The 15560-nt window shown below is 71.1% G+C and carries 13 protein-coding genes; all 13 read left to right on the forward strand.

Annotation, left to right across the window (positions count from 1 at the left end; genetic code table 11):
* The first annotated feature begins 22 nt into the window (after window positions 1-22).
* The 13 genes from ACIHAA_RS27515 (at window position 23) to ACIHAA_RS27575 (ending at window position 15534) form a co-directional block, all read left to right on the forward strand.
* Window positions 23-463 (forward strand): phage tail protein, encoded by a 441-nt coding sequence (locus tag ACIHAA_RS27515; RefSeq protein ID WP_399821735.1) that lies wholly within the window; start codon window positions 23-25, stop codon window positions 461-463.
* Entirely contained in the window at window positions 460-936 is a 477-nt protein-coding gene (locus ACIHAA_RS27520; RefSeq protein WP_399821737.1) for a hypothetical protein, read from the forward strand. The genes ACIHAA_RS27515 and ACIHAA_RS27520 overlap by 4 nt, the downstream gene beginning before the upstream one ends.
* Window positions 933-1094: a DUF6760 family protein gene (locus ACIHAA_RS27525; protein WP_399821739.1), complete on the forward strand. Its 162-nt coding sequence runs from the start codon at window positions 933-935 to the stop codon at window positions 1092-1094. The genes ACIHAA_RS27520 and ACIHAA_RS27525 overlap by 4 nt, the downstream gene beginning before the upstream one ends.
* A gap of 5151 nt (window positions 1095-6245) precedes the next feature.
* Window positions 6246-6671 (forward strand): phage tail protein, encoded by a 426-nt coding sequence (locus ACIHAA_RS27530; protein WP_399821741.1) that lies wholly within the window; start codon window positions 6246-6248, stop codon window positions 6669-6671.
* 62 nt (window positions 6672-6733) lie between these two features.
* On the forward strand, window positions 6734-7222 hold the full coding sequence (locus ACIHAA_RS27535) for a hypothetical protein (RefSeq protein ID WP_399821743.1): 489 nt from the start codon (window positions 6734-6736) through the stop codon (window positions 7220-7222).
* Window positions 7223-7275: 53 nt separating this feature from the next.
* Window positions 7276-7431 carry a LysM peptidoglycan-binding domain-containing protein gene (locus tag ACIHAA_RS27540; RefSeq protein WP_399821745.1) on the forward strand — a complete coding sequence of 52 codons (156 nt, stop codon included), beginning with the start codon at window positions 7276-7278 and terminating at the stop codon, window positions 7429-7431.
* A gap of 55 nt (window positions 7432-7486) precedes the next feature.
* Window positions 7487-9280: a VgrG-related protein gene (locus tag ACIHAA_RS27545; protein ID WP_399821746.1), complete on the forward strand. Its 1794-nt coding sequence runs from the start codon at window positions 7487-7489 to the stop codon at window positions 9278-9280.
* Between the two features lie 39 nt (window positions 9281-9319).
* Entirely contained in the window at window positions 9320-9646 is a 327-nt protein-coding gene (locus tag ACIHAA_RS27550) for a PaaR repeat-containing protein (protein WP_399821748.1), read from the forward strand.
* Between the two features lie 3 nt (window positions 9647-9649).
* The gene (locus ACIHAA_RS27555; protein WP_399821750.1) at window positions 9650-10114 is read left to right on the forward strand and encodes a GPW/gp25 family protein; all 465 of its coding nucleotides are present in this window, start codon (window positions 9650-9652) and stop codon (window positions 10112-10114) included.
* Complete coding sequence (locus ACIHAA_RS27560; RefSeq protein WP_399821752.1) at window positions 10101-12059, forward strand: putative baseplate assembly protein; 1959 nt, start codon at window positions 10101-10103, stop codon at window positions 12057-12059. Before ACIHAA_RS27555 ends, ACIHAA_RS27560 begins: the two co-directional genes overlap by 14 nt.
* A 24-nt stretch (window positions 12060-12083) precedes the next feature.
* Window positions 12084-12722, forward strand: a complete 639-nt coding sequence (locus ACIHAA_RS27565; RefSeq protein WP_399821754.1) for a hypothetical protein — start codon at window positions 12084-12086, stop codon at window positions 12720-12722.
* A gap of 485 nt (window positions 12723-13207) precedes the next feature.
* A complete protein-coding gene (locus ACIHAA_RS27570) occupies window positions 13208-14236 on the forward strand; it encodes an NADase-type glycan-binding domain-containing protein (protein ID WP_399821756.1) in 1029 nt (342 codons plus the stop codon).
* On the forward strand, window positions 14233-15534 hold the full coding sequence (locus tag ACIHAA_RS27575; protein ID WP_399821758.1) for a hypothetical protein: 1302 nt from the start codon (window positions 14233-14235) through the stop codon (window positions 15532-15534). The genes ACIHAA_RS27570 and ACIHAA_RS27575 overlap by 4 nt, the downstream gene beginning before the upstream one ends.
* Window positions 15535-15560: the final 26 nt, after the last annotated feature.

Raw genomic sequence — 15560 nt, forward strand, 5'->3', positions numbered from 1 at the left:
AGGAGCCACCATGGCCGGCGAAATGACCTCTATCGGAAGCCTCGTCCTCGCGAAGGACTTCACCGTGCAGATCGACGGAATCCAGCTCACCATGATCAAGGAGGTATCCGGCCTCGAGAGCAGGGTGGAGGTCACCAAGGAGGTGGTCAACACCGCCGACGGGAAGCAGGTGCACATCTCCGTTCCCGGCGTGGTTCAGCTGCCGTCCGTCACCATCGTCCGCCAGGGCTCGGCCGACAAGGTGATTGCCGACTGGCACAGGCAGTGCCTCCCGGACAAGACAGATGCGGAGAAGAAGAACGTCACCATCGCCGAGCACACCAGCGACTTCTCGGTGAAGAAGGAACATGTCCTCACCGGTTGCTGGGTGTCCAGCTACAACACCGGCCAGCTCAGCGCCGCCGGCTCCGGCGGCAAGGACGAGACCTTCGTCATCGAGTGCGACGGCTACGAGATCAAGTGAGGCGCGGGCGCGTAACCGAGGGAGACCGTCCCGCAGCGCGGGCGTCGTCATCGGGCAACGCACCCGCCCCGGCCGCGGAGGGTGCAGGCTCGCGCAATGAGCCTGCCCCTCTGCGCACCGAATTCCCCTTCACTTTGCCACGCGGCTTCGTGGACCACCGGGGAGTGGTGCACCGGGATGGTGTGATGCGCCTTGCCACGGCGCGTGATGAGCTCCTGCCGCTCAGCGACATGAGGGTACGGGAGAATCCCGCATACCTGTCCGTGGTGCTGCTCGGCCGCCTGATCACCCGCTTGGGCACACTGACCGATGTTGACGCAGGAGTCGTAGAGCAGCTGTTCGCTGCCGACCTGGCGTTCCTTCAGAAGTTCTACGAGAAGATCAACACGGATGGCTCCTCGCTGGCCACGACCGTGTGCCCCGGCTGCACCCACGAGTTCGATGTGGACATGGGGAGCCGCCTGGGGGGATGAGAACGTACGCGGCCGAGGACCTGCGCTCCGAGCTCGCGTACATCGCCTACCACTTCCACTGGCCGCACGACCAGTTGCTCGACATGGACCACATCGAGCGGCGTGCGTGGATCAGTCAGATCACCGCCATCAACCGGCGTCTTGCAGACGGGACGTGACAACCATGCTGGACCGGATCAGCCGCACCGTCCGCCGCCTCGCGGCGGTCCGGTCCGGTACAGAAGCCGCGCATACCGCTGCGACGGCACCGGCGGCCCCCCGGACGGCCGTGGTTTCCGATGTGCCGGCGGTGTCCCGGGCGGACGTTGCCGGTGCTGCGGCGCACCATGCCGGTACACATGCCGACGCCGTTGCGGGGGCCGTCGTGGAGACGGCAGCCGTTATGACGGTACGGGTTCCGATGGTGCTGCCATGGAGGTTCCGACCCATGTCGGCGGACGGGTTGACACCGGTCACCGACGGGCAGCGGACGACGGGGCGGCTGACCGCATTTCATGACCACCGGCTCAGCGGTGAACTCACCACTCTGATCGACCAGGAGGCGCCCCTGGTGTTCCGGGTGCGGGAAGGGCTGTGGGACACGACGGGTCTGCCCGCCCGACGCCCGGTGGCAGAGCTGTACTGGCGGTCTCACGGGGAGAGGGAGCCCGACGAAGCTGCCGGGGCCGAAGAGGACTCGGCGATCGTTCCGGGGGCGCCCGCGCCGTCCGTCGAGGACCTGCCGGAAGCCGCCGGGAACTCTCATCGTCGCCGCCCCGCGGGCCGTGCCGGAGGCCCCTCCCGACCTCGCCGCTCCCGGCGGCACAACTCCCGCACTCCCGTGAGGACAGCCGGGGAAAAGGCGGTTCCGGACGAGGAACGCGGTCCGGGCTCACGACCGGTTGACCCGCAAGGCGCTTCTGGGCCTGCCCCGCAGGGCGTGGCCCAGGACGCGCCGCGGCGCCCTGGGCACCAGGACAAGAACGCGGTGAATAACGCAGGGAAGCCCGACAGCGAGCCTGCTCTGCGCCCGACGGCGGGGTCCGGGCGTGCAGTACCGGCGCAGAAGACCGCCCGCCACCCCGACGTGACGGCAGCTGCGGCCGCTGACCACCCCACGACAGCGGGCCTGGCGCAGAAGACCACCCGCCACACCGACACCACAGCAGCCACAGCCGCTGACCACCCCACCGCAACGGACCCGGCGCAGAAGACCACCCGCCACCCCGACGTGACGGCAGCTGCGGCTGCTGGCTGTGCCACGGCCCCGGCCCGCACGGCGGCGACAACTCGGCGCGAGGGCCACACCGCACCCACCTTCCTTGGGGAGACCGCGCCCCTGCCGACCGACTCAATGTCTCCCGAAAGCAAGCGGGTTGGCGAGCGGCCGAGATCCTCAGCCGTGCCCGCTCGGCCGTCCGGCACCACACCGAGCGCTTCAGACACGCCCCTTTCGCGGCACACCGGGAAGGCGACAGTGCCTGGTGGCACGGACACGGGAGTCGCGCCCGAGGCAGGGACACCGGCGGCCCCGGCAGCTGTGCCCGAGGACCGGGCCGCTCGGACGGCTCCCGGCGGCGAGCCCGGCACACCTGACGCCACGGCTGCACCGGCATCCTGCGCCGGTTCATCCGCTGCGACAACGCAGGGAGTGTGCCGATCCGTTGGGCCGGGCAGCAACACGTCGACGGCGGCCAGGACCGCCGCGCAGAGCCATGCGTACGACATCCCTGACCGAGTCGTCCCCTCGCCCCCGGCCGGGAGAGCGCCCCGGTGCCAGGAGCACCCCGTGCTCAGCGACAATGCGGCAGCCGCTGCTGAACCCGCCCCTGCACCCGGCCGCTTCGCGTCCCAGGGAGCAGCCGCGTCAACAGCCCTGGCCAGTGGGGACGTTGCAGAGGTCGAGGACGCAGCGGGCGTGGCCGTACCTGCGCCGCAGGCCCGCACGGGCCCGGACGGGCCCACTCCGACCACCGGGGACGGCGCGCCGGCCGCTCCTGTTCCCGTGGCCGACGCGTCGACCGCCCCGGGACCGACCGCACCCCCCGCCATGACCACCGCAATGGGTTCCGCTGACAATGACGCCCCGCACAACAGCAGCCCGGCCGCGTCAGGCCTCGCCGCCTTTTCGTGGACCGGGATGGCGGATGCGGCCCCGGCGGACGAGCGCATCACTCCGCGGGAAGCCCCCGTGCAGAACACGGGGCAGTCGGCACAGGCGCCGGTTGACGAGCATGGGACGCGGCCGCGGGGCCTGGCGGTGACACCACTCTCCGACATCGCCGGCGGGGAGACCGCGGAGCACGGTGCGGCGGGTGCCGACAAGGCACCGGGCACGGCCCCTTGGACCACGACTGCCCTCCGCCCGGAAACGTCACGAATGCAAGACACTCCCGTACGCCTCTCCCGTACTGACCGACAGACAGCCGACACGCATTCGCCCACCCCTGGGGCACACGGTGTGCCCTCAGGTCCTCAGGTGCCGGAGGTGGCTTCCCCGCAAGTCCCTGGCGTGCCCGCGTACCCGGCACAGCACGGATCCCCAGGCCGGGGTACGGAGCCGGCCTCGTCCGCCGACCCGCGAGGCACGGCGGCTTCACCTGCCCGGACGCAGCGGCACTCCGAGCCGGTGACAGCCCCCGGCAGTCACCACGGGCCCCGGCCGCGGTCGGCGTCCGACGCATCGGCCTCCCCGGCCGTGCGTGCCGGGGAGCACGGCCGCATGTGGAGGGCCTCAGGTCCCGGGCTGTCCCTCCCGGCCACGCCCGGAGGCCGTACTGAACGCACCGCACGGCACCGCACACCTCCCCCGAGCCAGGAAACCCCCACCGGACACGGTCGGACAGACGGGCCGCTCTGGGCAACTCCGCTACGGGGTGCCGATGTTCCGGCGGCGAGCGAACATGTCCCATACCAGGACGGACGGCAGGGCGGGACGGCCGAAGACGCTGCCGTAGCCACGGACACGGCCGTCAGCGAGTCATCGACGGCAGCGACGGCAGCGACGGCTGCGACGGCTGCGACGGCTGCGACGGCTGCGACGGCTGCCGTCGGGTCCCCTCAGGACACCGACAACACCACCCACGTCGGGGACACTCAGGGCGAGAATGCGGTCGCGCCGCCGCTGGAGCGCACCGCTGAACTTCCCGGACACACGCGGCACACTGCCGATTCCGGTGACGAGGGCCGTAGCCCCGCCACACGTGCCGACCGGCCGGTGCCCGTCCGCGTCACCCGGACGGCACACCACACCACTCAGCAGACTTCGCTCGCCGGGCGCCCCGGTGCGCCCATGGGCCCGGACAGCGAGCCCGGTGTTCCTCACGCCGGGCAGGAGTTCCGGCTTGCCGGGCGCGATACGGCCGCGGTCGGCACCGCGGGCCCGATCGCCGACGCGGTCTGCGTGTCCCTCGAAGGGGACAGGCTCCACCGGCGCGCAGTCGGCGAAGCGCACGACGCCACGTCCCTCGGCGAAGCGCACGAGGCCACGTCCCCACCCACCTCCCTCGGCCAAGCACACGACGCCACGTCCCCACACGCGCCCCTCCCCGAACCGTCCCGGGCAGGTGCCGACCGGTCCCCGGGCCACCCCCGGAACACGGTTGTTCACGACCAACAGCTGCTTACCGACCGAGCGTTGAACGTTCCGGCCGCACCGGCACCGGCGCACACCGAGGAATGTCCCGCACCCCCCGCGGTCGAGGCGGCACGGAACGATTCCGTGGACGCTTCGGCACACGGCACAGCCGCGCGCCCGCGGACGGACGGCCCCGCACACCACGGTCCGGCCACGCTGCCCGCGCCCGGCCAGGCCGACCGGCTCCCCGCTCACCCTGCGGTCGCATCCGTCGGCAACCCGTCCGCCGACACCCCCGGAAGCGGTGACGCCGCATCCCGTCAAGCACACACACCCGCACACAGCGAACCGACCGCTGCGGTGTCCACGCAGGCCGAGGACCGCCCCTTGCGCACTGCGGCCGCCCCCTCCCGCACAGGGACCGCCGTCTCCCCGGCCGCGGACCACTCCGCACCCCTCCAGCTGCACAGCCCGCTGCACCCCGCTCCAGAGCACCTCCCGCCGGGCGAGCGCGGACGCGACAGGGCCGGACTGTCGCGCTCCCCCGCCGGGAGTACGCAGGACGGCGGCACACTCCTGTCGGCCCACACCGGGCTCGTGCCCTCCGCCCGTGATCTGGCACCCGGACCCCAGGATCGACCGTCCCCGGCCGACCCGGAACACCCCGACGGCACGCCGTGCCCGATGGACCGCGAGAGCACGTCGTCGGGAGAGCGCAGCATCCGCCGAGGGCGCCCCGACCTGCCCGGCGACCGAACGCCTCGCAAGGGTGACCACCCGGACGCCCCACCAGGCTCCGCCACGCCCGGCCTCAACCAGCCGTGCCGCGCCGACACCGACACCGACACCGACACCGACACCGACACCGACACCACGCAACACCCCGGACTTCCCGCTCCCCGCACCGACACCCGTATCCACCGCAGTGCAGCCGCGCTGCGGCAGGCCACGGGCCGAGCCGCCGATACCGCACGTCCCCGCACCCGGCTTCCCCTCACCAGCCGACAAAGCGGCAGCACGCCAGCCGGCGGAGCGGCGGAACCGCTGTCCCCGTCCACGCCCGAGGTGGCCGATCACACGTCACCGGAAGCCGTCATACGCGAGGGTCGCGGCGGCCGGCTTCCCGAACCCAGCACCGTCCACCACCCCGCCGTGCCGAGCGCAGGAACCCTGCCCGCGTCCCCCGCACCCTCATCCGCCGCCGCAGGGCCGGCCTCGGCAACCGCCTTCCCCAGCGGAACAGGGCACAGGGCTCTACCGCCCACCGAGCCGGTTCCCGACGAACCGTCCCGGCCCACTCAGCAGCGCACATCTGACAACGTTGCTCGCCGCGACGCCGCCCACCCTGCCGAGCCACGGCTCAGCACGCACGTCCTCGGCACCGCCCGCACCGCCCTTCCCCTCCGCACGGGTCCCCGCCGGACAGCTCACCCCTCCGTCTCCGAGGCACCTCCCGACACCCGCCCGGCCCCTGCACTGCTCTTCCTCCCCCGGAGCACGACCGCTCCCCACTCCCAGACCGAATTCACAGCTTCGGCCCGCCCCTCGGGCCGACCCCAAGTCGGTTCCGCTCAACCCGTGTTGCGCCGTATCGCCGCTCACGCACCCGAGCCGAGGGGGTCCGACACCGACACCTCGGCGGCGGCACTCACCAGTGCCATGGGAAGCACCGCGCCCGCGACCGACTGGGGCATCCCGCCGGCAGTTCTGCACAAGGAATCGCAGGAGACCTTGAGAAACGGAGGCACCGGCCGTGTCCGATAAGCACACGGTGACACCCATCAACCGGTTCTCGTTGTCGATCGACGGCGAGGAACTCGGACTCTTCACCCGTTGCAGCGGACTGGCGCTGTCCGTGGAAGTGGACGAAGTCGCCGAAGGGGGCATCAACGATTCCCTGGTCCACCTCAACGCCCGGATCACCTATGCATCGGTGGTCATGACCCTGCCCGTGGGCGCGGCCAGGAGAGACCTGTGCCAGTGGGTCCAGGACTCGGTACGCAAGCCGTCACTGTCGACCGGACAGATCGCCTGCCTGGACGGCAGAAGGTCTGTCATCGCATGGGAGCTGCGCGACGTGATGCCCGTGGCCTGGCGGGGGCCGAATCTGGACGCGGCGGGCAGCACGGCCGCCATGGAGGAGATCGAATTCGTCCACGGCGGGTTCTTCCGCAAGTAGCCGCCGCACAGGTCTTCGACCCGGCCCCTTATCTACGACAACCGGCCCGGAAAGGAGGGCACATGCCGGAGGAACAGATGGTCAAGGCCATCCTGGAGGTCTACGCGCCACCGATCGGCGGTCAGGAAAAGCCCGCGACCCGCCCGAAAGAGATCAAGTTCCAGTTCAACCCGGCCGAGATCTCCCTGGTCAAGGAGACGTCCTGGGCACGGCACACCGTACGCCTTGCACCGAATGCCTCCGCGCCCGAGTTCCTGGGCAGCCAACCCTGCGTGCTCACCATGACCATCGTCCTGGACGCGCAGGGGCAAGGTGACGAATCCGTCGACGCGCGGGTGCGCGAACTCCTTGAGTGCTGCCGACCGGAACACACGAGCGTCGGCAACAACCAGGCGTCGCCGGTTTGGGTCAGATTCCTCTGGGGTCACTGCAAGGCAGCACAGTTCTACGCGGTCATGAGACGGCTCGCGGTCCGGTTCACCCGCTTCTCCAGCAATGGCCACCCCACGCGCGCCGTGTGCGAGCTCACCCTGGAAGAGATCGGCGAATGAGTACACCGGGCCGGGGACATGCCCCGGGATCACCTTCGTCACGACAGTTCAGCGTGGTGGTGCGAGGGGACTCCCTCCAGTCCATCGCGGTGCGCAGTACGGGGCGTGCGGCCGACTGGCGGCTGATCGCCGAACTGAACGGCGTCGACGACCCCTCGAAGGTGCGGCCGGGAACGGTGCTGGTCCTGCCGAACGCCACAGACCACTGACTGCCTCGAGGTCGCCGACCTCCTCTGCTCCTCTCTTCACACCTAAGGAACTGACATGACAGCGCGTCACACCGCCGGGCTGATCGTCAAGGCCGGAGGCCGCACCTTGCGTGGCACCACCCTGGCGTGGGCAGTCGTGCAGGAGAGCGGCCACATGTCGGCCACGGCCGAGATCGGCATCCGGGACCCGCACAACGCGTCGCTCATGGCCACGTGGGGCGTCACTCTGAGCAGCGCACTCCAGCTGACCTCCGTGGTCTCCGGCAGCGAACACTCCCTTTTCGAGGGTGAGGTCACCGACTGTGAGGCCAGGGCCAGTGCGTACAGCGGTGGTGTGCACGGGGCGGGCGGGGTGTTCACCGTCATCCGGGCCAAGGACCGCTCCCACCGGCTTCGCCGGGGCCACCGGGTCGCCGCCTACCCGAACATGACGGCGGGTGACATCGTGCGCGAGGTGGCGAAGAAGGCCGGTGTCGGGACGGGGACCGTCGACGACACCGGGCACACGTACGACTTTCTCACCCAGCCCGCCATGTCCGACTGGGACTTCCTGAGCCACCTGGCCCGGGAGAACGGGCGGGACCTGTTCTTCCGGGACGGCAAACTGCACTTCTGCCGGCCTGCCCGGGCTTCCAGCGCCACGGTGAAGAGCACATCCGCCCATGACAACCCCTTCGCTCTGGAGTTCGGCAGGAATCTGCTGAAGGTCGGCTCGGTCGCATCCCTGGACGACCAGGTGGCCGGGGTCACCGTGCGTTCCTGGGACCCCGAGCGCAAGGAGCCGTTCGTGGCCAGGAGCGATCCGGACACGCAGCGGCACAGCACCAACTGGACTGTGCCGCCCGGTGCGGTGTCCGGGCCGCGGATGCTGCTGGCCGGGCTGCCGCGCCGGACCAGGGACGAGGCCGAGACGCTCGCGGCGAGCATGGCGCAGGAAGTCGCAGCCGGCCTGCCACGGCTGCACGCAGTGGTACGGGGGGAGCCGCGGCTGCGGCTGCGCTCCGGGGTGTCGCTGACCGGCCTCGGCAAGCAGTTCGAAGGCCGGTACACGGTCACATCGGTACGGCATGAGTACCATCCCGACTCGGGCTACCTCACGGAGCTGACGGTCAATGAGGGTGAGGACCGCACAGCGGCCGGGCGGCCCGGGGACGGCGAGTCGGGGCTGCGCCGCTTCTACGGCCTCATGCCGGCGAAGGTTGTCAACATCAAGGACGACAGGATGCAGGGCCGGGCAAAGGTCCGCCTTCCCTGGCTGGACGACGAGTACGAGAGCAACTGGGCGCGGACGGTGCAGCTCGGGGGCAGCCGGGGGCACGGCGTGGTGCTGCCGGAGGTCGGCGACGAGGTGCTCGTCGGCTTCGAACAGGGCTGTCTGGACCGGCCGTACGTATTGGGCGGGGTGTACAACGGCGTGGACAAGCTCGCCCCGCACACGCTCAAGGTGGTCGACAGCGGCAAGGGTGTGGCCAACCGCCGGTCCTTCGCCTCGAAGGAGGGCCACCGGCTGGAGCTGCTGGACGCGGGCGGTTCGGGGATGGGGGCCACGCTCGTCACCGGCGACGGCAAGCTCAGGCTCTGCCTCGACCAGCACAACACGGTCGTCTCCGTGCACAGCGACGGCAAGGTGGAGATCAGCGCCAAGAACGGCATCACCGTGAATGCGAACCAGGGACCGCTGGAGCTGAAGGGCCGGAAGGTGACGGTCAGCGCCCAGGAGAGCCTGGAGCTTTCGGGCCTGAACGTCAACGTCAAGGCCAAGGGGCCGGTGGAGGTCACCGGTGCGCTGGCGAAGCTCGCCGCCAAGGGCGTCACCGAGGTCACCGGTCTGCCCGTAAAGATCAACTGATGGCCGGGATCACCCGCTGTCCGGAAGGAGACCCACCCCATGCCAGCCGCAGCACGTATCGGTGACGCCATCGCCTACGTCCCCAACCCGGGGCCGGCACCTGCGCCCGTGGGCCAGGGCACGCTCGCGCCGCCCGGAGTACCCAGTGTCCTGATCGGGGGCCAGCCGGCAGCGAGTCCGTCCTCGTTGTGCACGTATGTGGTACCGCCGCCCGGCTCACCCGTCCCGCCTCCCCCGGTGCCCGTGGTCCCCCTGCCGTTGCCCAGGCCCGTGCTGATCGGTGGCCTTCCCGCGGTGGTCATGGGCGCCGTGGCCGGGTGCGGCACGGTCACCGGCGGCTGCCCGACCGTCATGATCGGCGGCTGAACCGTGTCCGACTTCTTCATCGGCCGCGGCTGGGCCTTCCCGCTGGGCATCAGCCCCTCGGGCGGCGTGGCGATGGCCGAGGGCTCCGCCGATGTCGAGCAGGCGATCCGGCTGATCCTGACGACCGAGCCCGGCGAGCGGCCCATGCGGCCCGAGTTCGGCTGTGCGATCCGCGACCGCGTCTTCGGTTCCTTCGACGCCTCCGCCAGCGGGGCCATCACCCACGAGGTGCGGCGGGCCCTGGAGCGCTGGGAGCCGCGGGTCGTCGTCGACGACGTCGCCGTCACGCAGGCCGCAGGCCAACTGGAGGTGCTGGAGATCCGGATCGCCTACCGCCTGGCCGACACCAACAGCCACCGCAACCTGGTCCATCCGTTCTATGTGATCCCCGCCCCCGAGGGCGAGGGACCGAACCGTTCCGAGCCGGCGGGCACCGTCCCGCAAGGGGACAACGATGCCGCTGCCTAGCCCCAACCTCGACGATCGCCGCTTCCAGGATCTCGTCGACGAAGCCAGACGATTCATCCAGCGCCGCTGCCCGGAGTGGACGGACCACAACGTCGCCGACCCCGGTGTCGCCCTCATCGAGGCGTTCGCGCAGATGGTCGACCAGCTGTCGTACCGGCTCAACCGGGTACCGGACAAGATCCACTTGGGGTTCCTGGACCTGCTGGGCGTGCAGATGACGGCGCCCCGGGCGGCACGTACGGAGCTGACGTTCCGGCTCTCCGCCCCGCAGGGGGCGGAAGTGACGGTGCCCGTCGGCACCGAGGTGGCCACCCCGCGCTCGGGCGGCGGTCCCGCCCGCGTGTTCACCGTCAGCCGGCCACTCGACATCGTGCCCACCGCGCTGGGCCACATCGGCTCCGCCCGGGCCGGTCAGGCACCCGAACTCTGCACCGAGCGCTTCGAGTCGGGAGAGCCGGTGACGTGCTTCACGGAGCGGCCGGTGCCGGGCGACGCCCTGCTGGTGGGACTGACGCAGGCGGCGCCGCGCTGTGCGGTCACCCTGCGCGTGGACTGCCGCATGGACGGTGTGGGCGTGGACCCGCGCCGACCGCCGCGTGTGTGGGAGGCGTGGTGCGGTGAAGGCTGGGGGGCCTGCGACATCGAGAGCGACACCACGGGCGGCTTCAACCGGCCCGGCGAGGTCGTACTGCACCTGCCCGACAGGCACGTGGCCTCTCTCGTCGGACGGCGCCGGGCGGGCTGGCTGCGCTGCCGGGTCGCTGAGGCGGCGCCGGGACAACCCGCCTACTCCTCCTCTCCGAAGGTCGCCGCGCTGGAGGCGTACACCGCGGGCGGGACCACGGACGCAGTCGAGGGCGAGACGATCCCGCACGACGAACTCGGCGTCTCCGACGGCACACCGGGACAGTCCTTCACGCTGCACCGCACGCCCGTCGTCGCCGGTTCGCTCCTCGAGGTGGCTGTGGACACCAAGGCCGGGCGGCAGATGTGGAAGGTCGTCACGTCGTTCGCGGATTCCTCACCCACCGACCGGCATGTCACCGTCGACGAGGCGGGCGGCGACGTCCGCTTCGGTCCGGCGGTGCGACAGCCCGACGGCGAGATACGCCAGTACGGGGCGGTACCCGAGATCGGCGCCCGCATCACGGCGGGTCCCTACCGGTGCGGCGGCGGCCGCGGGGGCAATGTCGCCGCGGCCACGCTGACCGTACTGCGCACACCGATCTCGTTGATCTCCCGCGTGGAGAACCACAAGCCTGCGACCGGGGGCGTGGACGCCGAGTCGGTGGACAGTGTGCGGCAGCGGGCCGGGCACTGGCTGCGCACCCAGGCCCGGGCGGTGACAGCGTCCGACTACGAGTCGATCGTGCGTGCCGCCTGCCGGGACGCGGGCCGCATCGAGTGCGTGGACGAACGGGCCGACTCCGAACGCGACGGATGGGTAAGGGTGTTGATCGTGCCCCAGGTCGGTGATGTGCGGGACGAGAACAGCTGGCGGGACCTGGTGCCGTCCGAGGAGATGCTGTCCGCCGCCGCCCGGGCGGTGGAGGAGGCCCGGCCGCTGGGCGTCACGGTGTCGGTCAGCGGGCCTGCCTATCAGGGCGTCACGGTCGTTGCCGAGATCGAGGCGGTCAGGGGCGCGGACCGGGCCGAGGTCAAGGAGAGGGTGCTGCGCGCGCTGTACGAGTGCCTGAGCCCGCTGCCCTCCGACTCCGGGACGGGCAGCCGTTCCGGCTGGCCGCTGGGGCGGGCACTGCGGCTGAGCGATCTGTACGCGGTCGCCGCACGCTGCGAGGACGTGGAGTCGGTGAGCCGGCTGGAGATGTACTCCGCGGACCTCGGCACCGGTGAGCGGCAGGCCGCCGCCGACCGGATCGACGTGGGCCCTGCGACGCTCTTCCTCTCCTTCCGCCACCAGGTGGCCGTGAAGAACGCCCGCTAGCCGACAGGAAGAAGGGAGCGCCCGATGGAGAGACTGCCCGCGACGGCACCCGCACCGGTACCGGCCGTGCCCCCGCTGCCGCCGCTGGTGCCCGGGAGCCGGTCGCTGCGCGCGATCCTGCCGGAGAGCTACCGGCAGGGCGACTTCGCCGACCGGTTCATCGTCGGATTCGACGACACCCTCGCCCAGCTGATCACCACACTGGACTGCCTGGACGCCTACTTCGACCCGGACACCGCGCCCGACCACTTCGTCGCGTGGATGCTCGGCTGGAGCAACACCGTGCTGCCTGCCTGCGTCGGTGCGACGGGACGCCGTAACGCGTTGCTGCTCGGCCACCGTCTGCACGGTCTGCGCGGTACCCGCTTGGGACTCGACCTGCTGGTGCGACACGTGCTGGGCGGGCGACTGGAGCTCGCCGAGTCGGGATCCACGCACATGGCTCCCGGGCCGGAGAGCCCCTCGGTGTCCGTATCGGCAGGAAGCTGGGCGCGGGTGCGGGTGCTGCTGCCGTACGGCATGTCGGCGGGCCGCCCCGGCGTGGTGGCCGACGTCGAAGAGCTGGTGCGGGCGTGGCTGCCCGCGCACCTGAGGGCCGTGGTGACGGTCGAGGACGACGTGGACCCCCTGCTTGTGAGGGACGTGCCGGGGGGTGAGGGTTGATGGGCACGAACTCCTCCGGCCGCCGGGGCTGGCACGTGCCCAGCGAAGAGGACATGTGCAGCAGTTGCGGGGTGGTGGCATATCCCGGGGAGATGTTCTGCGTATCCTGCGGCGCGTATCTGGGGTGGGACGCGACCGGCGGGTCGCAGAGGGCACGGGAGGGCTCGGGGCGCCCGGCCCCGGGGGCACCGGCGCCTGCGGCGACCCCGGGGTACGCGGGGCCGCGCAGCACGGGTCCGTATCCCGGGAGCGAGTCCGGCTTCAACGGACACGGCACCGCGGACCCGGATGCGGGTCGTCCCGGTTCCGTCCAGCAGGCGTGTGAGGCACCGATGCCGGCAGGTGACGGATTTCCCGGGGCTGTGACCGATCGGCCCCGGCCGGCTCCGCCTCTCTTCGGAAGCACCGGGCACCCGGACGCACCGGGTGCCGGACTTCACGGCTCCGGCGGCCCCGGGGGGCCTCAGCTCGCCGGTCCCGCACCGGTGAGTCCCGGCAACGGCCACGCCGAGCCGCCACAGCAGGAGCTCTACTGGGTCGATCCCCTCTTCGCACCCCTGCCGACGGGGCCCGCGCCGCACACCGCCCGTCCCCAGCCGGGCGGCCGACTGCCCGAGTTCGGCTGGGCAGATCCGTACCCCGGTTGCACGGGGGCGTTTGGCACCGGGCCCGCGGCCGGACGCCCCCAGATCATCAGCGGCGAGGTCGTCCTCGGTACCGCCCCTGCCGACGACGGTGTGCACGGCTCGGACGCGCCCGTTCCCCCGGACGGGGAGCCGTACCTGCTGGAGTGCCCGGCGTGCGGCGGCCCGAACACGGATTCCCGCACGTACTGTCACCCCTGTGGTGCCCTGCTGCGTCCGGAGCCCGACGAGGAGCCACCGCCGCCGACCCGTTGGGAGCGGCTGCGCGAACGGTATGCCGACCGGCCGGAGGTATGGCATTGGGACCGCCGCTGGGGCGTCGTGCTAGGCGCGCTGCCGTTGTGCTTCGTTGCCGCAGCGTCGATGGGCGGCGCGGTGGCGGCCGCACCCGGCGCCGTACCGACGATCAAGGACCGCTTCCTGTCGCAGTACGCGGTCAGGCCGGACGCGGTGGACGCCTCCAGCTCAGCGAAGGGCTTCGAGCCGGAACTGGCCGCCGACGGCGTCGACAACCGGGCCTGGGCGCCGCAGAACAGCGGCGAGGACGCCATCGGCCAGTACTGGACGGCTGCGTTCAACTCGCCGTTCCGGCTGACCTCGCTCCTCGTCATCAACGGGGCTGCCAAGGCCCCTCGGCAGTTTGCCGAGACCGGAAGGCCCACCAGGATCAAGGTGACCGCGACCACCGGGCGGGGCATGGTGGAGAAGGAGATCGAGCTGGGCGGGCAGCCCGGCCCTCAGCGCTTCGACCTGGGCATCGACGACGTCACTCAGGTCCGGGTGACAATCATGGCGGTCAATCGGGGACTCAAGCCGGACATGCCGGTGGCCATGGCCGAGATCCAGTTCTTCAGTCGGCAGGGGTCATGAGCGTACGGGCCGAACTCGTCGTCCCCGAGGACGTGATCACCCCCGGTGAGTCGGTCACCGCCCATCTGCGGGTGTGGAACGAGAGCCGGATCGTCGACGCCTACCGGCTGCGGCTGCTCGGGCCGCCCGCCGACTGGCCGGAGACCGACGCACAGCTGGGGAAGCTGCCCGTCTACCCCGGCAACCACGAGAAGATCAACATCCCGCTGACCCTGCCGCGCGACAGCGAACTCGCCCCCGGCAGAGTGACGTTCGCCGTGCGGATCGCCTCCGTGGAGGACCCGGCAGCGGTGGCCGTGCCCGAAGCGGTCATCAATGTCGGCAAGTTCCACGACCTCACCGTCGAACCGGTACGTACGCGGGTCGGCGGGGCTCTGTGGAGCAGCAATCTGGTCGTGCTGGAGAACACCGGCAACGCCACCACGGCCGTACGGCTGCGCGTGGCACCGGAGGCCGAGGACGCGCCCCTACGGCCAAAGCTGCGGCGGGCACGACTCACCCTCGGGCCCGGCGAACAGGCCCGGATCAGCCTCATGACGCGGGTCGTGAACCCGGTGTTCACCGGCACGGCGGTCAATTGGACGATCGGGGTCACCGCCGGCTGGGACGACGGACGGGAGCGATCGGTCTCGTACGTCCACCGGCAGCACCCGCTCGTCCCGAAGCCCGTGCGGAAGGCACTCATCGTGGGGACAGCGCTCCTGATCGCGCTCGTGACTCTCTGGTTCTCCCCGCTGGGGGGCAAGAAACCGGAGGCCAGGACCGAGACCGCGAAGGGGCCCACCCAGCACGACGAGGTGAAGGCCTCGGAGAAGAAGTCCGAGGACAAGAAGAAGGAGGAGGAGAAAAAGGCGGAGAAGGACAGGGAAGCGGAGGGTGCGCTGGAGAAGGAACAGTTCCAGACGTCGCTGTCCGTCGACACGAAGAACAACAAGGAGACGGCCGCGTATCTGGTGCGCAGGGGCTACCGGCTGAAGGTCAAGACAGTCCAGCTGAGTGCCTCCGGGCCGGACAACGCCACCGTCTTCCTCAGGGCCGGAGAGCAGCAGTTGCTGAGCCAGGGCGTGAAGAACCTCAGGGACTTCACCCCGTCCGCTGCGTTGTCGCTGGACGAGGGCAGGAAGCTCATGCTCCAGATGGAATGCCCCGTCGGTGCTCCCGTCCCCGATCCCTCGGCCTCCGGCTTTCCTTCCGACCCCCCTGCGGTCGCCTGCGCCGCCACGGCGGTCGTCGTCGGCGAACTGATCCCGCTGGAAGGCCCGCATGCCGAGCCGGAAACGCCGCCGGCTTCCTCCTGACCCAGCCTTTTCACCCTCGGAGTCAC

The sequence above is a fragment of the Streptomyces sp. NPDC052040 genome (assembly GCF_044548405.1).
Lineage (GTDB): Bacteria > Actinomycetota > Actinomycetes > Streptomycetales > Streptomycetaceae > Streptomyces.